18 protein-coding genes are annotated in these 19,405 nt (G+C 73.5%); 13 read left to right on the forward strand and 5 right to left on the reverse strand.

The genetic code is table 11. The features are described 5' to 3' along the window. Positions 1–2: 2 nt before the first annotated feature. From ACWCYY_RS03090 to ACWCYY_RS03140, 11 genes are all read left to right on the forward strand, one after another. Positions 3–443: a DUF6167 family protein gene (locus tag ACWCYY_RS03090; protein WP_380150337.1), complete on the forward strand. Its 441-nt coding sequence runs from the start codon at positions 3–5 to the stop codon at positions 441–443. Then, positions 443–3,112 (forward strand): alanine--tRNA ligase, encoded by a 2,670-nt coding sequence (gene alaS, locus ACWCYY_RS03095; RefSeq protein WP_345279075.1) that lies wholly within the window; start codon positions 443–445, stop codon positions 3,110–3,112. The genes ACWCYY_RS03090 and alaS overlap by 1 nt, the downstream gene beginning before the upstream one ends. Then, positions 3,112–3,594 carry a Holliday junction resolvase RuvX gene (ruvX, locus tag ACWCYY_RS03100; protein ID WP_345279039.1) on the forward strand — a complete coding sequence of 161 codons (483 nt, stop codon included), beginning with the start codon at positions 3,112–3,114 and terminating at the stop codon, positions 3,592–3,594. The genes alaS and ruvX overlap by 1 nt, the downstream gene beginning before the upstream one ends. 114 nt (positions 3,595–3,708) lie before the next feature. Beyond that, the gene (mltG, locus tag ACWCYY_RS03105) at positions 3,709–4,899 is read left to right on the forward strand and encodes an endolytic transglycosylase MltG (protein WP_345279041.1); all 1,191 of its coding nucleotides are present in this window, start codon (positions 3,709–3,711) and stop codon (positions 4,897–4,899) included. A 110-nt stretch (positions 4,900–5,009) separates the two neighbouring features. Next, positions 5,010–6,704 carry an endolytic transglycosylase MltG gene (mltG, locus tag ACWCYY_RS03110; RefSeq protein WP_345279043.1) on the forward strand — a complete coding sequence of 565 codons (1,695 nt, stop codon included), beginning with the start codon at positions 5,010–5,012 and terminating at the stop codon, positions 6,702–6,704. Between the two features lie 7 nt (positions 6,705–6,711). Next, positions 6,712–7,545: a shikimate dehydrogenase gene (locus ACWCYY_RS03115; RefSeq protein ID WP_345279044.1), complete on the forward strand. Its 834-nt coding sequence runs from the start codon at positions 6,712–6,714 to the stop codon at positions 7,543–7,545. A 135-nt stretch (positions 7,546–7,680) separates the two neighbouring features. Beyond that, entirely contained in the window at positions 7,681–8,865 is a 1,185-nt protein-coding gene (gene aroC, locus ACWCYY_RS03120) for a chorismate synthase (RefSeq protein WP_449794907.1), read from the forward strand. Beyond that, a complete protein-coding gene (locus ACWCYY_RS03125; protein ID WP_449794908.1) occupies positions 8,862–9,374 on the forward strand; it encodes a shikimate kinase in 513 nt (170 codons plus the stop codon). The genes aroC and ACWCYY_RS03125 overlap by 4 nt, the downstream gene beginning before the upstream one ends. Then, positions 9,371–10,459 carry a 3-dehydroquinate synthase gene (gene aroB / locus ACWCYY_RS03130; protein ID WP_449794909.1) on the forward strand — a complete coding sequence of 363 codons (1,089 nt, stop codon included), beginning with the start codon at positions 9,371–9,373 and terminating at the stop codon, positions 10,457–10,459. Before ACWCYY_RS03125 ends, aroB begins: the two co-directional genes overlap by 4 nt. 14 nt (positions 10,460–10,473) lie before the next feature. Beyond that, the gene (aroQ, locus tag ACWCYY_RS03135; protein WP_449795117.1) at positions 10,474–10,914 is read left to right on the forward strand and encodes a type II 3-dehydroquinate dehydratase; all 441 of its coding nucleotides are present in this window, start codon (positions 10,474–10,476) and stop codon (positions 10,912–10,914) included. Positions 10,915–11,016: 102 nt separating this feature from the next. Next, positions 11,017–11,781: an AAA family ATPase gene (locus tag ACWCYY_RS03140; protein ID WP_345279052.1), complete on the forward strand. Its 765-nt coding sequence runs from the start codon at positions 11,017–11,019 to the stop codon at positions 11,779–11,781. 37 nt (positions 11,782–11,818) lie between these two features. On the opposite strand, the gene ACWCYY_RS03145 is transcribed toward ACWCYY_RS03140, so the two are convergent. Further along, complete coding sequence (locus tag ACWCYY_RS03145; RefSeq protein ID WP_449794910.1) at positions 11,819–13,180, reverse strand: ParB/Srx family N-terminal domain-containing protein; 1,362 nt, start codon at positions 13,178–13,180, stop codon at positions 11,819–11,821. 229 nt (positions 13,181–13,409) lie between these two features. Between ACWCYY_RS03145 and ACWCYY_RS03150 the strand changes: the two genes are divergently transcribed. Next, complete coding sequence (locus ACWCYY_RS03150; protein WP_345279056.1) at positions 13,410–14,219, forward strand: Fpg/Nei family DNA glycosylase; 810 nt, start codon at positions 13,410–13,412, stop codon at positions 14,217–14,219. Between the two features lie 59 nt (positions 14,220–14,278). Beyond that, positions 14,279–15,943: a peptide-N4-asparagine amidase gene (locus ACWCYY_RS03155; protein ID WP_449794911.1), complete on the forward strand. Its 1,665-nt coding sequence runs from the start codon at positions 14,279–14,281 to the stop codon at positions 15,941–15,943. A 154-nt stretch (positions 15,944–16,097) separates the two neighbouring features. On the opposite strand, the gene ACWCYY_RS03160 is transcribed toward ACWCYY_RS03155, so the two are convergent. The 4 genes from ACWCYY_RS03160 to ACWCYY_RS03175 all read right to left on the reverse strand — a co-directional run bounded on the left by ACWCYY_RS03160 (position 16,098) and on the right by ACWCYY_RS03175 (position 19,191). Then, positions 16,098–17,108, reverse strand: coding sequence for a DUF2278 family protein (locus ACWCYY_RS03160; RefSeq protein ID WP_449794912.1), 1,011 nt, complete (start codon positions 17,106–17,108; stop codon positions 16,098–16,100). A 141-nt stretch (positions 17,109–17,249) separates the two neighbouring features. After that, a complete protein-coding gene (locus ACWCYY_RS03165; RefSeq protein ID WP_345279060.1) occupies positions 17,250–18,035 on the reverse strand; it encodes a hypothetical protein in 786 nt (261 codons plus the stop codon). A gap of 150 nt (positions 18,036–18,185) precedes the next feature. Continuing rightward, positions 18,186–18,350 (reverse strand): 50S ribosomal protein L33, encoded by a 165-nt coding sequence (gene rpmG / locus ACWCYY_RS03170; RefSeq protein WP_345279061.1) that lies wholly within the window; start codon positions 18,348–18,350, stop codon positions 18,186–18,188. Positions 18,351–18,411: 61 nt separating this feature from the next. Next, positions 18,412–19,191, reverse strand: coding sequence for a potassium channel family protein (locus ACWCYY_RS03175; protein WP_449794913.1), 780 nt, complete (start codon positions 19,189–19,191; stop codon positions 18,412–18,414). Positions 19,192–19,405 lie beyond the last annotated feature (214 nt).

Below are 19,405 nucleotides of genomic sequence, written 5' to 3' on the forward strand. Positions count from 1 at the left end.
CGATGGTGCGACGCATCTTCTGGATGGCGGTCGGCGCCGGCGCCACCGTCTGGGCCATGAACAAGGCCAACGAGGCCGTGCACCGGATGACCCCGGACAGCCTCTCCGGCACCGCCGCCCGCGGCGCGCTCCAACTCGGCGACGCCGCCAAGCGGTTCGCCGCCGACGTGCGCGCCGGGATGACCGAGCGCGAGCGCCAGCTCCGCGACGACCTGGGCCTGGACGGCACCGCCGTGGTCGAGCCCCCGCGCCGCAAGGCGCTGCGCGGCGCCGCGGCGGACCCGGCGATCGGGGCGGCGCGAGCTATCAAGGCGGCACCGGGCTCCCCGGCCGCCGCCCAGCGCCCCCGTCTCGGCAGTGCCCGCACCACCCCCTCAGACATGGATTCGACGCCGCGTCAGCTCCCGGAGCTGCCCGGCGGCCCCAACCGGAAGGACCAATGATGGAGTCGGCAGAGATCCGCCGCCGGTGGCTGCGCTTCTTCGAGGAGCGCGGCCACACCGTCGTGCCGTCGGCCTCCCTGGTCGCCGACGACCCCACCCTGCTGCTGGTCCCGGCCGGCATGGTGCCGTTCAAGCCCTACTTCCTCGGCGAGGTCAAGCCGCCCTTCCCGCGCGCCACCAGCGTGCAGAAGTGCGTCCGCACCCCGGACATCGAGGAGGTCGGCAAGACCACCCGGCACGGCACCTTCTTCCAGATGTGCGGCAACTTCTCCTTCGGCGACTACTTCAAGGAGGGTGCCATCGGCTTCGCCTGGGAGCTGCTGACCACCCCCGTCGCCGAGGGCGGCTACGGCCTGGAGCCCGAGAAGCTCTGGATCACCGTCTACCAGGACGACGACGAGGCCGAGGCCATCTGGCGCGACAAGATCGGCGTCCCGGCCGAGCGCATCCAGCGCCTGGGCAAGGCCGACAACTTCTGGTCGATGGGCGTCCCCGGCCCGTGCGGCCCGTGCTCGGAGATCAACTACGACCGCGGCCCCGAGTACGGCGAGGAGGGCGGCCCGGCGGTCAACGGCGAGCGCTACATGGAGATCTGGAACCTGGTCTTCATGCAGTACGAGCGCGGCGCCGGCTCGGGCAAGGACGACTTCCCGATCCTCGGTGACCTGCCCAGCCAGAACATCGACACCGGCCTCGGCCTGGAGCGTCTGGCCACCATCCTGCAGGGCGTCGACAACCTCTTCGAGATCGACACCACCCGGCACATCCTCGACCGGGCGGCCGAGCTGACCGGCCACCGCTACGGCGCGGCCGAGAAGTCCGACGTCTCGCTGCGCGTGGTCGCCGACCACATCCGCACCTCGGTGATGCTGGTCTCCGACGGCGTGACCCCCGGCAACGAGGGCCGCGGCTACGTGCTGCGCCGCATCCTGCGCCGCGCGATCCGCAACATGCGCCTGCTGGGCGCCACCGACCCGGTCGCCAAGGCGCTGACCGACGTCACCATCGAGGCCATGGGCCCGCAGTACCCGGAGCTCTACAAGGAGCGCGAGCGGATCACCACCGTGATCGTCGCCGAGGAGGTCTCCTTCCTCCAGACGCTCCGCTCGGGCACCACGATCCTGGACGGCGCGGTCGCCGAGACCAAGTCGGCCGGCTCCTCGGTGCTGGCCGGTGACAAGGCCTTCCAGCTGCACGACACCTACGGCTTCCCGATCGACCTCACCCTGGAGATGGCCGCAGAGCAGGGCCTCTCGGTGGACGAGGACGGCTTCCGCCGCCTGATGAAGGAGCAGCGGGACCGGGCCAAGGCCGACGCCAAGGCGAAGAAGCACGGCCACGCCGACGTCTCCGCCTACCGCGAGGTGGCGGACCGCTCCGGCGCCACCGTCTTCACCGGCTACACCGACTCGCACGGCGAGTCCACCGTTGTCGGCCTGCTGGTCGACGGCGTCTCCGCCCCGGCCGCGCACGAGGGCGACGAGGTCGAGGTCGTCCTGGACCGCACCCCGTTCTACGCCGAGGGCGGCGGCCAGCTCGCCGACCAGGGCCGGATCCGGCTGGACTCCGGCGCGGTGATCGAGGTCCGCGACGTGCAGGCCCCGGTGCCGGGCGTCACGGTGCACAAGGGCACGGTCGTGGTCGGCGAGGTGGTGCTCGGCGCCGCCGCGTACACCCAGATCGACCTGGACCGCCGCCGGGCCATCGCCCGCGCCCACTCGGCCACCCACCTGACCCACCAGGCGCTGCGCGACGCGCTCGGCCCGACCGCCGCCCAGGCCGGTTCGGAGAACGCCCCGGGCCGCTTCCGCTTCGACTTCGGCTCCCCGGCCGCCGTGCCGGGCTCGGTCCTGGTGGACGTCGAGCAGAAGATCAACGACGTGCTGACCCGTGAACTCGAGGTCACCGCCGAGGTCATGACGATGGACCAGGCCCGCAAGGCCGGCGCCATCGCGATGTTCGGCGAGAAGTACGGCGACTCGGTGCGCGTGGTCACCATCGGGGACTTCTCCAAGGAGCTCTGCGGTGGCACCCACGTCGGCAACACCGCCCAGCTGGGCCTGGTGAAGCTGCTCGGCGAGTCCTCGATCGGTGCGGGTGTCCGCCGGGTCGAGGCGCTGGTCGGCTCCGACGCGTACAAGTTCCTGGCCAAGGAGCACACCGTGGTGGCCCAGCTCACCGAGCTGGTCAAGGGCCGCCCGGAGGAGCTGCCGGAGAAGATCTCCGGGATGCTCGCCAAGCTCAAGGACGCCGAGAAGGAGATCGAGCGCTTCCGCGCCGAGAAGGTGCTCGCGCTGGCCTCCGGCCTCGCCGCGGGCGCCGAGGACGTGCAGGGGGTCTCGGTGGTCGCGGCCCGCGTCGCCGACGGCACCGGCGCCGACGACCTGCGCAAGCTGGTCCTGGACGTCCGGGCCCGGCTCGGCGCCCGCCCGGCCGTGGTCGCCGCCTTCACCGTGGCGAACGACCGTCCGCTGACCGTGATCGCCACCAACGAGGACGCCCGCTCGCGCGGCGTCAAGGCCGGCGAGCTGGTCAAGGTCGCCGCCAAGACCCTCGGCGGCGGTGGTGGCGGCAAGGACGACGTCGCCCAGGGCGGCGGCACCAACCCGGCCGCCCTGGACGAGGCGATCGCCGCCGTCAAGGGCCTGGTCGCGGAGCGCGCCCGCTGATGGAGGCTCAGGAGGAGAAGGTCTTCCGCCGGGGCCGCCGGATCGCCGTGGACGTGGGGGACGCCCGGATCGGGGTCGCCAGCTGCGACCCCGACGGGCTGATCGCCACCCCGGTGGAGACGGTCCCGGCGGGGGGCCGCTCCCAGGCCCGGCTCAAGGCGATCGCGGACGAGTACGAGGCGATCGAGGTGGTGGTCGGCCTGCCGCGCTCGATGAGCGGCAAGGAGGGCCCGGCCGCCGCGAAGGTCCGCGAGTACGCGGGCCGGCTGGCCATGCTGCTCTACCCGGTGCCGGTCCGGCTGGTGGATGAGCGGATGACCACCGTCACCGCCGCCCAGGGCCTGCGGGCCTCCGGCCGCAACGCCAAGAAGGGCCGCTCGGTGATCGACCAGGCGGCCGCCGTGGTGATCCTGCAGAACGCCCTTGAGACCGAACGGGTGAGCGGCAGGCCCCCCGGTGAGAGCGTCGTGCCGGTCGGCTGATCATCGTGCAATAGCGTCCCGGACGGGGCACCTGCGGAATGCCGCAGGTGCCCCGTTCCGCATTCCCGGGCCGTTGCGACCCCCGGGTTCCAGGGCAGCCGGAGGGGACGAGCCGTGACCGATCCGTACAGCGCGCCGGGCCTGACGCCCGGTCACCTGGGCGCCCCGGTGGTCGAACCCGAGGGCCGCACCCCGGGCCCGCCGCCCGGCGCCCCCGCGCACGACCCGCGGCGGCTGCGCACCGGCCTGGCCTGCTGCCTGAGCGTGCTGGCGCTGGCCGGGGTGCTCGGCGCCGCGGTGCTGGTCGGCTACCTCTGGTGGCCGCGGGACGAACCGGTCCGGGCGGCCGACTTCAGCGGCTCCGGCACCGGCTCGGCCCAGGTATCGGTGGTCCAGGGCGCCACCGTGGCCCAGATCGGCCAGACCCTGGTCAAGGAGGGCGTGGTGGCCAGCACCCGGGCCTTCACCGAGGCGGCCGCCAAGAGCCCGGCCGGCAACAGCATCCAGCCCGGCACCTACACGCTCCGTCAGAAGCTGCCCGCCGCCTCGGCGTTGAACGTGCTGCTCGACCCCGCCAACGCCAACGCCCTCACCATCCCCGAGGGCCGCCGGGCCGCCCAGGTCTACGAGGCCGTGGACCAGAAGCTCAAGCTGACCGCGGGCACCACCAAGGCGGTGGCCGAGCAGCGCACCGGTGAGCTCGGCCTGCCGGCCGAGGCCGGGGGGAACCCGGAGGGCTACCTCTTCCCCTCGACCTATCCCGTCACCGCGGAGACCACCCCGCTGGCCATGCTCCAGCAGATGGTCCGTCAGGCCGGCAAGGCCCAGGCGGCGGACGACCTGGAGACCGCCGGGCCCCTGCTCGGCCGCAGCCCGTACGAGCTGCTGGTCATCGCCAGCCTGGTGCAGGGGGAGGCGGACAACGCGGAGGACATGGCCAAGGTGGCGCGGGTGGTGCACAACCGGCTGGCGAAGCGGATGCCGCTCCAGTTCGACTCCACCATCAACTACGCGCTGGGCCGCTCCACCCTGACCACCACGACGGGTGACACCAAGCTGGACTCGCCGTTCAACACCTACCTGCACCCCGGCCTGCCGCCCGCCCCGATCGCCAACCCCGGCCGGGACGCCCTGCAGGCCGCCGTCCAGCCCGCCGAGGGGGACTGGCTCTACTTCGTCACCGTGGCCCCCGGGGACACCCGCTTCACCGACAGCTTCGAGCAGCACCAGCGCAACGTCGCCGAGTTCAACGCACGTCAGGCGGCACGCGCCGCCCGTCCGTCCCCGGCGGCCACCGGCCACTGAGGGTGAGACCGTCCAGCGGGGACGTACCCTGCGGTACGGTAACGTCTCCCTCCAGGCGTGTCGCTAGCACGCCGGTTCGAGAGGCTTGCCGGATCGGCTTAAGGGGATCGATGACGGATCTGGGCGGGGGCTACCAGCCCCAGGGCACGCAGCCGTGGCACCCGGGCGACCCCGGGTACGGCGGCTACGCCCAGGGACAGCAGCCCGGACAGCAGGGGCAGCAGCCGGGGCAGTACGGCTACCCTCAGCAACCGCAGCAGCCCCAGCAGCCCGGTCCGTACGGCTACCCGCAGCAGCAGGGCTACCCCCAGCAGCCGCAGCAGCCGCAGTACGGTCAGCAGCCGCAGGCCCCGCAGCAGCCGCAGTACGGCCAGCAGCCCTACCAGCAGCAGCCGCAGGCCCCGCAGCAGCCGTACCAGCAGCAGGGCTACCCGCAGCAGCAGGTGCCCCAGCAGCCGATGCCTCCGCAGCAGGCCCAGCCGCAGCCGGCGCGCCGGCGCGCCGAGCCGGTCTCCGGCCCGGGCCCCGACGGCATCGACTGGGAGGCCGAGGCCGCCGCGCTGGACGCCCCCGCCCGCGTGCCGGCCGAGCCCGAGCCCGAGGACGACTGGGCGGAGGAGGAGTACGCCGAGGAGCACGACCCGGAGCGGGAGTCCTTCTTCGGCGAGCAGGACGACTCCCGCTCGGCCGAGAAGCGCCGCAAGGAGAAGGGCAAGAAGGCCGGCCGCAAGAACAGCGGCGCCTGCCTGGTGGTCGCCCTGGTCCTGATCGGCGGCCTGGCCGGCGGTGGCTACTGGGGCTACAACTTCTACCAGAAGCACTTCGGCCCGCCGCCGGACTTCGTGGGCGAGGGCACCGGCACGGTCCAGATCGAGATCAAGCCGGGCACGGGCGACGCGATGGGCAAGGTGCTGCTCGACGCCGGCGTGGTGAAGAGCCTCGACGCCTTCCGCAACGCCTACGGCAAGAACCCCAAGGCGATGACCATCCAGCCGGGCTTCTTCACCATGCACCACCAGATGTCCGCCGAGGCGGCCGTCAAGCTGTTGGTGGACTCGGCCGGTGGCGCCGCGCTGATCCTGCCCGAGGGCCAGAAGGCCGTCGACATCTACAAGCGGATCGACGCCAAGCTCAAGCTGGCCCCGGGCACCACCGCGAACGTGGCCAAGGCCCAGGTCAACGACCTCGGCCTGCCCCCGTACGCCAACGGCAACATCGAGGGCTTCCTCTGGCCGGCCAAGTACTCGATCAGCGAGGGCATGAAGCCCGAGGACCTGCTCAAGCAGATGGTCAAGACCGCGACCGAGAAGTACCAGGCGCTCGGCCTGGACGCGGGCGCCCAGAAGGCCGGGGTCAAGAACGGCTATGAGGTCGTCATCGCGGCCAGCATCCTGCAGGCCGAGGGCAACAACTCGGCCGACTTCGGCAAGATGGCACGGGCGATGTCCAACCGCCTCAACATCAACGCCGGTCCGCCCAAGGGGACTTGGGGCCGGCTCGAACTGGACACGACCCTGCAGTACGAGCTGGGGCGCACCACCTTCTCGGCGGCCGAGCACGAGAAGGACACCCCGTACAACACGTACAAGCGGAAGGGCCTGCCGCCGACCCCGATCGCCAACCCCGGCGAGGAGGCGATCAACGCCGTCCTGAACCCGCCCGCGGGTGACTGGATCTACTGGATCGCCATGAACCCGCAGGAGACCCGCTTCGCCGCCACCTGGGACGAGCACCTGAAGAACGTCCAGGAGTGGTGCACCGGGCAGGGCAAGGGCTTCGACCAGAAGGCAGGTCAGTGCAAGTGAGGACGATGTGACCACGCAGCACCGGGCCGCCGTGCTCGGCTCGCCGATCGCCCACTCGCTCTCCCCGGTGCTGCACCGGGCCGGGTACGAGGCGCTCGGGCTGACGGAGTGGCGGTACGGGCGGCACGAGGTGGACGAGGCCGGGCTGGCCGGGTTCGTCGAGGGGCTCGACCGGGCCGAATGGGCCGGGCTGTCGCTGACCATGCCGCTGAAGCGGGCGGTCATGCCGCTGTTGGACGAGGTGAGCGCGGCCGCGCTCTCGGTGGACGCGGTGAACACCGTGGTGTTCGGTGCGGACGGCCGTCTGCGCGGGGACAACACCGACATCCCGGGCCTGGTCAACGCGCTGCGCGAGCGCGGCATCGAGCGGGTGGAGGCCGCCTCGGTGCTCGGCGCCGGGGCCACCGCCTCCTCGGCGCTGGCCGCGCTGGCACAGGTCTGCACCGGCGAGGTGACCGTCCACGTGCGCAGCCCCGAGCGGGCCGCCGAGATGCGGGAGCTCGGCGAGCGGCTCGGTCTGACGCTCCGTACGGCGCCGTGGGAGGACGGGGCGGCCGCGCTGGCCGCGCCGCTGACCGTCTCGACCACCCCGGCCGGGGCCACCGACCACTTCGCGGACGCCCTGCCCGCCGCGCCCGGGGCGCTGTTCGACGTGCTCTACCACCCCTGGCCGACGGCCCTGGTGGCGGCGGTGGAGGCGCGCGGGGCGACCGTGCTCGGCGGCCTGGACCTGCTGGTCCATCAGGCGGTGCTCCAGTTCGAGCAGTTCACCGGCATCGGGCGCGGCCCGCTCGACGCGATGCGCGCCGCGGGCGAGAAAGCCCTGGCAGGAGAGGTCTGACGGGGTCCGTTCGAGCTGACAAGGTTCGGACCGTTCCTGTCCGCAACGCGGACCGTGCGACCGTTCCGTTTCCCGGCATGAAAGGATCGAGGGGAACGAACGCCTGGCCTGCGGGCCGCTGACGAAGGAGCTCCGTTGGGTACGTTGCGCTGGCTGACGGCGGGGGAGTCGCACGGCCCCGCACTGGTCGCGACGCTGGAGGGCCTGCCGGCCGGGGTGCCGGTGACCACCGCGATGGTCGCCGACGCGCTGGCCCGCCGTCGGCTCGGCTACGGCCGCGGTGCCCGGATGAAGTTCGAGCAGGACGAGGTGACCTTCCTCGGCGGCGTCCGGCACGGCGAGACCATGGGCAGCCCGGTGGCGATCATGGTCGGCAACACCGAGTGGCCCAAGTGGGAGCAGGTCATGTCGGCCGACCCGGTCGACCCGGAGGTCCTCGCGGGCCTGGCCCGGAACGAGGCGCTGACCCGCCCGCGCCCCGGCCACGCCGACCTGGCCGGCATGCAGAAGTACTCGATCGAGGAGGCCCGCCCGATCCTGGAGCGCGCCTCCGCGCGTGAGACCGCGGCCCGCGTCGCGCTCGGCGCCGTCGCCCGCTCCTACCTCAAGGAGACCTGCGGCATCGAGATCGTCTCGCACGTGGTCGAGCTGGCCGCCGCCAAGGCCCCGGCCGGTGTGCTGCCGCTGCCCTCCGACGAGGCCCGCCTCGACGAGGACCCGGTGCGCTGCCTGGACGCCGACGCGTCCAAGGCGATGGTGGCCGAGATCGACCAGGCCCACAAGGACGGCGACACCCTGGGCGGCGTGGTCGAGGTGCTGGCCTACGGCGTCCCCGTCGGCCTGGGCTCGCACGTGCACTGGGACCGCCGTCTGGACGCGCGCCTGGCCGCCGCCCTGATGGGCATTCAGGCGATCAAGGGCGTCGAGGTCGGCGACGGCTTCGACCTGGCCCGCGTCCCCGGCTCGAAGGCGCACGACGAGATCGTCCCGACCCCCGAGGGGATCAAGCGCACCTCCGGCCGCTCCGGCGGCACCGAGGGCGGCCTCTCCACCGGCGAGCTGCTGCGGGTGCGCGCCGCCATGAAGCCGATCGCCACCGTGCCGCGCGCCCTGCAGACCCTGGACGTGCGCACCGGCGAGCCCGCCAAGGCGCACCACCAGCGCTCCGACGTCTGCGCCGTCCCGGCGGCCGGCATCGTCGCCGAGGCGATGGTGGCGCTGGTGCTGGCCGACGCGGTGGCCGAGAAGTTCGGCGGCGACAACGTCTCCGAGACCCGCCGCAACGTGCAGGGCTACCTCGACAACCTGATCGTCCGATGACCGCACCGGTGGTCGTGCTGGTCGGCCCTCCCGGGGCCGGCAAGAGCACCGTCGGCAGGCTGCTCGCCGAGCGCCTCGGCGTCACCTTCCGGGACACCGACGCGGACATCGAGGAGACGGCCGGCAAGCCCATCCCGGAGATCTTCGTGGACGAGGGCGAGCCGCACTTCCGGGAGCTGGAGGTGGCGGCCGTCGCGGCCGCCGCCTCCGGGCACCCCGGGGTGCTCTCGCTGGGCGGCGGCGCGGTGATGGCCGAGGCCACCCGCGAGGTGCTGCGCGAGCTGCCGGTGGTCTTCCTGGAGGTCGCGCTCGGCGACGCGGTCAAGCGCGTCGGCCTGGACGCGCCCCGGCCGCTGCTGGCGATCAACCCGCGGGCCCGCTGGCGCGAGCTGATGGAGGCCCGCCGTCCCCTCTACCTGGAGGTGGCGACGGCCGTGGTGGACACCGAGGGCCGCACCCCCGAGCAGGTCGCGGACGCCGTACTGGAAGCACTGGAGTTGAAGGCATGAGTGACACCGTCACCATCCACGTCGGCGGCAGCGCCGGGCACGACCCGTACGACGTGCTGATCGGGCACCAGCTGCTGGGCGAGCTGGGCGGGCTGATCGGCACCAGGGCCAAGCGGGTCGCGATCATCCACCCGGAGGCCCTGGAGGCCACCGGCGAGGCGATCCGCGAGGACCTGGCGGCCGAGGGCTACGAGGCGATCGTCCTCCAGGTGCCCAACGCCGAGGAGGCCAAGAGCGCCGAGGTGGCCGCGTACTGCTGGTCGGTGCTCGGCCAGACCGGCTTCACCCGCAGCGACGTCATCGTCGGCCTCGGCGGCGGCGCCACCACCGACCTGGCCGGCTTCGTGGCGGCCACCTGGCTGCGCGGGGTGCGCTGGGTCTCGATGCCCACCACGCTGCTCGGCATGGTGGACGCGGCGGTCGGCGGCAAGACCGGCATCAACATCGCCGAGGGCAAGAACATGGTCGGCGCCTTCCACCCGCCGGTGGGCGTGCTGGCCGACCTGGCCACCCTGGAGACCGTGCCCAAGCACGACTACGTCTCCGGTCTGGCCGAGGTGATCAAGTGCGGCTTCATCGCCGACCCGGTCATCCTCGACCTGATCGAGGCGGACCCGGAGGGGGCGAAGACCCCGGCCGGCCCGCACACCGTGGAGCTGATCCGGCGGGCCATCCAGGTCAAGGCCGACGTGGTCTCCGGCGACCTCAAGGAGTCGGGCCTGCGGGAGATCCTCAACTACGGCCACACCCTCGGCCACGCCATCGAGCGCAACGAGCGGTACAAGTGGCGGCACGGCGCCGCGATCTCCATCGGCATGGTCTTCGCCGCCGAACTCGCCCGCCTCGCCGGGCGGTTGGACGACGAGACGGCCGACCGGCACCGCTCGGTGCTGGCCTCGGTCGGCCTGCCGCTGAGCTACCGGGCGGACGCCTGGCCGAAGCTGCTGGACGCCATGCGGATCGACAAGAAGTCCCGCGGCGACCTGCTGCGCTTCATCGTGCTGGACGGCCTGGGCAAGACCTCCGTGCTGGAGGGCCCGGATCCGCAGGTGCTGGTCGCCGCCTACGCGGAGGTGTCCTCGTGACCGGGGCGCCCGAGGTGACCAGGGTGCTGGTGCTCAACGGCCCCAACCTCGGCCGCCTGGGCAGCCGGGAGCCGGACGTCTACGGCGCCACCTCCTACGCCGGCCTGGTCGAGCGCTGCACCGCGCTCGGCAAGGAGCTCGGCCTGGAGGTCGAGGTCCGGGAGACCAACTCCGAGCAGGCGATGATCGAGTGGCTGCACGAGGCGGCCGACGGGCGGACCCCCGTGGTGATCAACCCCGGGGCGTTCACCCACTACTCGTACGGGATGCGGGACGCGGCCGCGCAGCGCACCGCGCCGCTGATCGAGGTGCACATCTCCAACCCGTACGCCCGGGAGACCTTCCGGCACAACTCGGTGATCGCCGCCGTCGCCTCCGGAACGGTGGCCGGCTTCGGCATCGGCTCCTACGAGCTGGCGCTGCGCGCGCTGGCCGAGCAGCTCGTCACCAAGTGACCCCCGGCGCGTCCGGCCCGGCCTGACGGACGATCAGTTGCCTGGTGGCGGGCTTGTGCCCGCCACCAGGGCGCCGTGTAGTCTCCCGGACGGGAGGTGCAAGTGACGCAGTACGCAGGGGGTACGGGGGGCCACGTGCCGCCGCCGGGCCACTCCTTCGCGCCCGCGGGCGGGCACCCGCCGTACCCGGTCGGGCCCCCGCCGCCGGCCCGGCCGCCGTACCCCGTAGCGCCGCCCCCGCACACCGGCCACTTCCCGATGGCGCACGGCGCCCCCGTGCCCCCGCCGTTCGCGGTGCAGCCGACCCTGGCGGTGCTGCTGATCGGCCCGGCCGGGGCCGGCAAGACCACGGTGGCCCGGTACTGGGCCGAGCGCCGTCCGACGCCGACCGCGCACATCTCGCTGGACGACGTCCGCGAGTGGGTGCAGGCAGGCTTCGCCGACCCGCAGTCCGGGTGGAACGACGCCTCCGAGGCGCAGTACCGGCTGGCCCGCCGCACCTGCGGCTTCGCCTGCCGCAACTACCTGGCCAACGGCATCTCCTGCATCATCGACGACGCGGTCTTCCCCGACCAGCCCGCCGTCGGCCTCGGCGGCTGGCAGCGGCACATCGGCCCGGGCATGATCCCGGTGGTGCTGCTCCCCGGCCTGGACTCGGTGCTGGCCCGCAACGCCCGCCGCAGCGGCAACCGGCGGCTGGCGGACGAGGAGGTGGCCCGGATCCACGGCCGGATGGCCGGTTGGTACAGCACCGGGCTGCCGATCATCGACAACTCCCAGCTGGACGTGGCGGGCACGGCGGCCGCACTGGACCGCGTGGTGGCGGCCCGGCTGTCCGCCCACGCGGGGGGACAGCCGGGCCGCTGACGGGCCGTCAGCCGGCGGCCCGGGTCCGTCCGGTGGATCAGGCCGGGTTGCCGACCAGCTGGACCGGGCCGTTCAGGGTGTTCGGGGTGCAGCCGGGGGCCGACAGGGTGAGCTTGTCCTTGGTGTGGACGACGCTCAGCGGGCCGGTCAGCACGGTGCCGCAGAGCTGCACGGTGCCCGCGCCGACGGCCTGGACCGGACCGGTGACCTCCGAGCCCTTCACCACCAGGCTGGCGCCGCCGTACACCACGACCGGGCCGAACTGCTGGGCGCCGGTCAGGCAGGTGGTGCCGGAGCCGACCACCAGCGGGCCGTTGTGACGGCCGGTCAGGGTGGTGGTGCAGGCCGGGCCGGCGGGGACCTTGGCGCGGAAGTCCAGCGCGTAGGCGATCTTGCCGGGCTTGGCGTCGGTGATCGGCGTGCTCAGCTTGCCGAACTCGCCGCCGGTGGGCTTCTTGCCGTTGTTCCAGGAGGCCATCCGGCCGAGCTGGTCGGCGGTGCGGCCGTCCGGGGTGACCACGGTGGAGCCGGGCACGGCGGTCATCGCCTGCGAGGCGGTGCGCACCGCGTTCAGGTAGGAGGCCGCGTTGGTGGCGTCGTACGAGCCCGGCAGGCCGATGCCCTGGCCGCGCAGCCAGTCGCCCCACTGGAACTCCAGGTACTCGGCCGCGTCGGCCGGCACCGCGTAGCCGATGTCCCGGGTGAAGTAGACCAGGCTGCGGTACGGGTCGTCGTGGAAGTTGGCCAGCCCGAGGCGGGTGGGCAGCTGGGCGACGGTGACTGCCTGGTTGTTCTCGTCCAGCAGGCGCACCCACTTGTGCTCCTGCATCTGCTGCCAGAACTCGGCCTGCGGGAGCTTGCTGTAGTTGGCCTGGACGATCAGGCGGATGTGCAGCTTCTGCCCGCCGTCCGGGGCCTCCAGGAAGGAGGTCAGGGTGTGGTGGCCGTCCGTCAGGTAGAGGGCGCCGCCCGGGCCCACCACCACGGTCTTCATCTCGGAGCGGCTCTCCTCGGTCTCCTGGCCCACCGCGATGGTGCAGGTGAAGGTGGAGGCGTCGGAGATCTTCGCGCCCGGCTGGACGGTGGCGGCCACGCCCTGGCCGTTGGTCTCGCACCAGTCGTCGAAGCGCTTGTTGAAGTTGCCGTTGGCCTCGTCCTTGGCGGAGGTGTAGCGGCCGAGCTTGTAGTAGACCTCGTCGTAGCCGACGGCCGGCTGGGTCGGGCGCAGCTGGTCCAGGGTGACGTCCAGCAGGTCGCCGGGCTGGGCCTTCAGCGCCGGGTTCGGGGCCGCGGCGGCGGGGGAGGCGACGGCGGTCAGGCCGGTCACCGCGAGCAGACCGGCCGCGGCGGCGGCGAGCACGGCGCGGGTGCGGTGCTGCGGGGCGGGGGCGGGGCTCATGGGGCGACTCCTGCGGTGGTGGCCGGTGTGCGACGGGTGCTGGCGCATATCCATCCACTGACGGCACCTCGGCGGGTGGCCACAGGGTGGTGCGGAGATGGCGGGGGCGTGAACCCTGTCCGTCGCGCCCCTGGGAAGTCCCTGGAGGGGCGGCCGGCGGCCCGTCGGGGGTGTCGGTCCGGGCTGAGAGAATGGAGCCCTCGCCGTCACCGTCCGGGAGGGGACCGTCTTGCCCGAGGGCCACATCATCCACCGTCTCGCCACCGAGCACGCCAAGGGCTTCGCCCACCGTCCGGTCGCCGTCTCCAGCCCGCAGGGGCGGTTCGCCGACGGCGCGCGGCTGATCGACGGTCAGGTCCTGACGGAGGCCCAGGCCCACGGCAAGCACCTCTTCCTCGGCTTCTCCGAGGACCGCTGGCTGCACGTCCACCTCGGCCTGTACGGGGAGTTCACCTTCGGCCCGGCCCCCGCCCCCGCCCCGGTCGGCCTGGTCCGGCTGCGGCTGGAGAACGACGAGCTCTTCTCCGACCTGCGCGGGCCGAACACCTGCGAGCTGCTCACCGGCGCCGAGAAGGCCGCCGTGCACGCCCGGCTCGGCCCCGACCCGCTGCGGCCCGGCGCCTCCTCCGAGGACGCCTGGCGGTACGTCAGCCGCAGCCGCACCACCGTCGCCGCGCTGCTGATGGACCAGAAGGTGCTGGCCGGCGTCGGGAACGTCTACCGCGCCGAGGTGCTGTTCCGCCTGGGCATCGACCCGCACCGGGCGGGCAGGGACCTCACCCGGGAGGAGTGGGACGCGGTCTGGGCGGACTTGGTGGTGCTGATGGCCGACGGCGCGATGATCGGCCGGATCGACACCGTCCGCCCCGAACACACCCCCGAGGCGATGGGCCGCCCGCCCCGGGTGGACGACCACGGCGGCGAGGTCTACGTCTACCGCCGCGCCGGGATGCCCTGCCTGGTCTGCGGCACCGAGGTCCGCACGGAGGCGCACGCGGCACGCAACCTCTTCTGGTGCCCGAGCTGCCAGCGGGCGTGAGGGCGGCCCCGCGGGCTGATTGACAGGTTCAGTACAGCAGCGGAAGGATGCCGGTGCCCTTGACGATCCGTCAGCACCGGCATCCGGAGGCCGTCTTGCCCGCACCCTCGCTCCTGCGCCGCGCGGCCCGCGCGATCGGCGCCGTCCTGCTGGCCCTGGCCGCCGTGCTGGCCGGTGGCGCCCCCGCCCACGCCGACTTCGGCAGCGACTACCACGACCCGATGACCGCGGCCAAGCCGCTGACCCGCCCGGACACCCGCTCCTGCACCGTCGAGGTGATGCACGAGCGGGCCTTCCGCGAGGGGTACGGCAACCCTCCGGACACCCCGTACGCGGGCACCCTCACGGTGCCGCCCGCCTGCGCCGGCGCCTGGTCGATGGTGGTGCTGGACCTGCACGGCAGTGTGGCCGGGCGGCAGTACGACCGCCTGTTCACCGTCCGGGTCGGCGGGGTCGAGGTGCTGCTCTCCTCCACCCCCGAGCCCTCCAAGGACGGCATCGAGTGGCGCCTGGAGCGCGACCTCACCCGCTACGCGCCGGTGCTGACGGGCAGCCGGCCGTTCGAGTTCGACCTGGCCAACGTCACCAACGAGACCTACACCGGGGTCTTCGTGATCTCCGCCTCGGTCACCTTCTACACCGCCTCGCCGAAGTGGCCGGCCGCCCGCACCGCCGACCGGGTGCTCACCTCCGGCCCGTTCACCCTGGACGCCTCCCGCCTCTCCACGGCCCGGGAGTACAGCTTCCCGCCCAACCTGGAGGCGCTCACCGCCGAGCTCTACGTGCGCGGCGGCGGGGCCTGCGAGGAGTTCGCCTACGCCTCCGCCCCGCAGGAGTTCGTCACCGCCAACCCCGGCCGGGGGTACTGCGGCCAGGGCCCGTTCCGCGAGCTGCGGCTCGCCGTGGACGGCGTGGTGGCCGGCGCGGTCTGGCCCTACCCCGTGATCTACACCGGCGGCTGGGACCCGCTGCTCTGGCGGCCCACCCCCGGCCTGTTCGCCTTCGAGCTGCCCGCCTACCGCCTGGACCTCACCCCGTACGTCGGGCTGCTGCTGGACGGCCGCCCGCACACCCTCTCGGTCACCCTCAACCGGGCCGAGCAGCAGAGCAACGACTCCTGGACCGGCCAGCTCAACCTCTTCGCCGAGGTCGACGAGGGCAGCGCCCGCACCACCGGCGCCCTGACCCGCCACCAGGTGGCCGCCGCCGTCGAGCCGGTCACCGCGCTCACCGACCTCGGCGGCGGCAGCGGGGACTGGACCGTCACCGCACGGCGGCAGGACGTGGCCGAGGGCTGGGTGCAGACCTCGCACGGGCGGGTCCGCACCGAGGTGAGCAGCAGTCAGCTCTTCGGCTCCACCCAGCAGCTGCGGGAGGAGGGCGCCGCACTCAAGCTGGCCAACCGGCTGGACCAGACCTGGACCACGCACCGCAGGGGCGGCGGGCCGCAGCGGGTGGAGACGGTGAGCGAGGGCGTCCCGTTGACGGTGGACTACCGCTACGGCCAGGACGGCCAGCGCACCTCGATGGTGATGGGCCGGCACCGCACCGAGACCGCCGACGGGGTGCGCCGCACCCTGGACCACACCTACGCCCCGACCGCCGAGCGCCGCGACGGCGCCACCCCGGTCCGCACCGCCACGGCGGTCGAGAGCTACCGCTCCACCGGCCCGGAGGGCCCGTACGCCCGGACGATCACCACCCGGGACGGCTGGCCGCTCTGACGCACCGTCGCCCGCCCGGGGGCAGCGCTCCGGGCGGGCGACGACGGCCGGGTGAGTGAGCCCTCCGGGCGGGAGGACCGGGGTGAAGCGGGGGCCGGAGGGGAGCTCGCGCCTTCGGCCCTTCCCGCAGCTGCCCCGCCCGGAGGGCCGCGGCTCAGAAGGTGAGCGTCCGGCCCTCCTGCTTGGCCTGCTTGGCCGTGTACGAGACGCCGTGCACCTTCAGCCCGGCCGGGTCCAGCAGGGTGATCACCCCGCCGCCGTTCTCCAGCTCGAAGCCGCTCCCGCCGCTCACCGCGAGGCTGGCGCCGGGCTCCAGCCGCTGGGCCGGGAGCGCCAGGCGGCGCTTGGAGCGGTCGGCCAGCTGCCAGCCCGTCAGGTCGACCGGGGCGGCAGAGGTGTTGAGCACGGTGACCTTCTCCCGGCCCCGGTCCGGCCCGACCGGGTTCACCAGGGCGGAGACGATCCGCAGGCCGGCCGGGGTGTGGTCGTCCGGGCGGCCGGGGGTGCCGGGGAGGGTGTGGCCGGTGGCGTCGTCGGTGTGCCAGGCCTGTGACTGGAAGGCCAGGAAGACCGCGATCCAGCGGTCCTCGGCGGGCAGGTGGACCAGCAGCGCGCCGTCCTGGTAGACCCCGTCGTCGCCCTTGAACCGGCCGCTGTTGCCCTGGTTCATGTGGACGTCGTGCACGCCGTTGCCCGGCTCGAAGCCGAAGACCTTGTCCGGCTTGCCGGGCTCCGGGCCGAAGCGCTCGCCGAAGACGTGCAGCACCGCCGCCGGGTCGGCGACCGCGCGCAGCACGAAGTGGTCCAGCAGGTCGGCCAGGTCGTTGTCCACGCCCGGCAGGTCCGGCGGCAGGGTGCGCAGCTTCGCCGGGTCGAAGAGGTTGCCCCGGATGAAGTCCACCGCGGCGGTGCCGGCCTTGGAGGGCAGCGGCGCCCACCCGGTGCCGGTGGCCGGGAGCAGCGCGGTGAGTGGGTGGCGGAAGTCGTCCACCACCGCGTACAGCAGCTCCGAAGGGGCCTGCTGGGACTGGACGTTGACGGCGGCCCGGTAGTCGGTGCCGTGGGTGTCGCGCAGGTGGATCTGGTAGTGCGGGGTGTCGGTGGCGCCCTCGCGGCGGCGGGCGACGGCGCGGGCGGAGAGCACGCCGTAGTTCTTGAGCGGCATGGGTCACGGTCCTTCGAGGGTGCGGCGGTCCGGTTCGGCCACCGTTATCCCGCAGTGCGGCGCGCGGCGTCCGGGGAACGGCCTCCTGTTCACCCGTCGGTGGCCGAACCGTTGCCCGGGCCCGGTTCACCCCTGCGGGGATCAGCGACGGCGGCGCCGGAGGATCGAGTGCACGGTGAAGGCGGCCAGCGCGACGGTGAGCAGCCCGGCGAGCCAGAGCGAGAACGGGTCCGGCCCGGTGGCGGCGGCCGGGGCCGCCACGGGGGCGGGCTCCTCGCTGGAGGGCTGCGCGTTCGGCGAGGCGGTGCCGGAGGGCTTGGCGGTGGCCTTGGGCGAGGCGGTGCCGCGGCCGGAGCGGCTGGGGGTGGGGCTCGGGGCGGGGCCGCCGTACTGGAAGACGGCCAGCGCCTGCTCCTTGCCCTCCAGGCCACCGGTGGCCGGATCCTCGCCGGTGCTGATCAGGACGGGCGCGTCGAGGCCGCTGCTGACGAGCTGGTAGCTGCCCTTGGCGGCCTTGCCCGCCAGGGTGACCTTCGCCTTGACCGTCAGGGTGCCGTGCGGCTGGACGGTGACGGCGCCGGCCGGCTCGGTCAGGCTCCAGCGGCCGCTCGGGTCCACCCGGTCGGAGGGGCGCCAGCCCCCGTTCGCCGGGTCCTGCCAGACCACCGTGATCCCGTCGGTGGGGACGCCGCCGGTGCGGGCGTTGGTGGAGACGGCGAGCGAGAAGCCGCCGGGCTGGATGCGGTGCGGGGAGGTCGAGCTGACGGTCAGGGTGACTTCGAAGGTCCCGCCGACCGGCAGGGTGGCGGGCACCCCGCCGAAGGTGGTGGTGATCCTGCCGTTGCGCACTTCGGCGGCCTGCGCGGTCTGAACCGCCGTCAACACCACCGACGCTGCCAGCAGCCCCGCGGCCAGCGGACGTGCCATCTCCCTGCCCCCTCCGACGTACCGGCCGAGCTGCGCCGAGGACCGGATGCTAGCAACCGGGACGGGTGAGCCTCCGGCCGCCCCGCAGGCGGGGACGTGGACCGGCCCCGGACGGTTCCCCCGGAGGGGCCGCCCGGGGCCGGGCGGGGCTCAGCGCTCTTCGCGGAAGAGCACGTGCTCGCGGGCGACCGGGTCGAACTTGCGCAGGACCAGGCGGTCCGGGTCGTTGCGCCGGCTCTTCCGGGTGACGTAGGTGTAGCCCGTCCCGGCCGTGGACTTCAGCTTCACGATCGGGCGCAGGTCGGTGCTGGCCATCCGGTCCTCCTGGGTTCGGGGTTCCCGGCCGTCACCGACTGGAAACCGTTTTCACCTCGGCTCAACGCGGCCCCGCCCCGGTCCATTCCCCCGCACCTGACGGAGTGCCGACCAGTCCGTCCGGAACGGTGGCGGACAGCTCGGCCACCTGGCGGCGCAGCTCCCGGACCTCCTCGGTGAGTTCGCGGATCGCCAGGTGGTTGACGTGGTCCATCCGCTCCTCCGCGTCGGCGCGCGAGATGAACCAGGCGGCGATGTTCGCCGTCACCACGCCCAGCAGGGCGATGCCCGAGAGCATCAGCCCGACCGCCAGCAGCCGGCCCAGCCCGGTGGTCGGGGTGTGGTCGCCGTACCCGACCGTGGTCATGGTGGTGAAGGACCACCAGAGCGCGTCGTCCAGGGTCTTGATGTTGGCGGTGGGGGAGGAGCGCTCGATGTCCAGCACGGCCAGCGAGCCGAAGACCAGCAGCCCGATCACCGCCCCCACCACGTAGGTGGTCAGCCGCACCTGGGCGGCCATCCGCACCCGCTGCCCGGCCAGCACCGCGGTGGAGACCAGCCGCAGCAGCCGCAGCGGCCCCGCCAGCGGCAGCACCACGGCCAGCAGCGAGAGCGGCTGCGAGCGGACGAACCGCCAGCGCTGCTCGGCCAGGTAGAACCGCACCAGGTAGTCGCAGGTGAGCGCGGCCCAGACCACCCACTCCGTCCACCAGGCCGCGTGGAGCAGCGCGACCGAGCCCTCGGGGTGCAGGATCGGCGCGGCGTACGCGACCGCGAAGAGCACCGACAGGACCATCAGCGGGAGCTGGGTGCGGCACTCCCAGCGCTCGAGGCGGGTCATCCGCGCTACCTCCTGGGCGGTGCGGGCCCCGTGGCGGTCCGGGACCCCGGACGGGTGGGGCGGCACGACCTTCTCACATCCCCGCCGCCCGACGGTTCCTGTACGCGCGGTCCGTCAACTCCGGCTGACCTGCCCCGGCGCGGCCGCCGGGCCGCTCGCCGGGTCGGGCGGCCGGAGCCTTCCGGAGGCCGCCGACCGGATCAAGTCCTGCCCG

The sequence above is a fragment of the Kitasatospora sp. NPDC001664 genome (genome assembly GCF_053596675.1).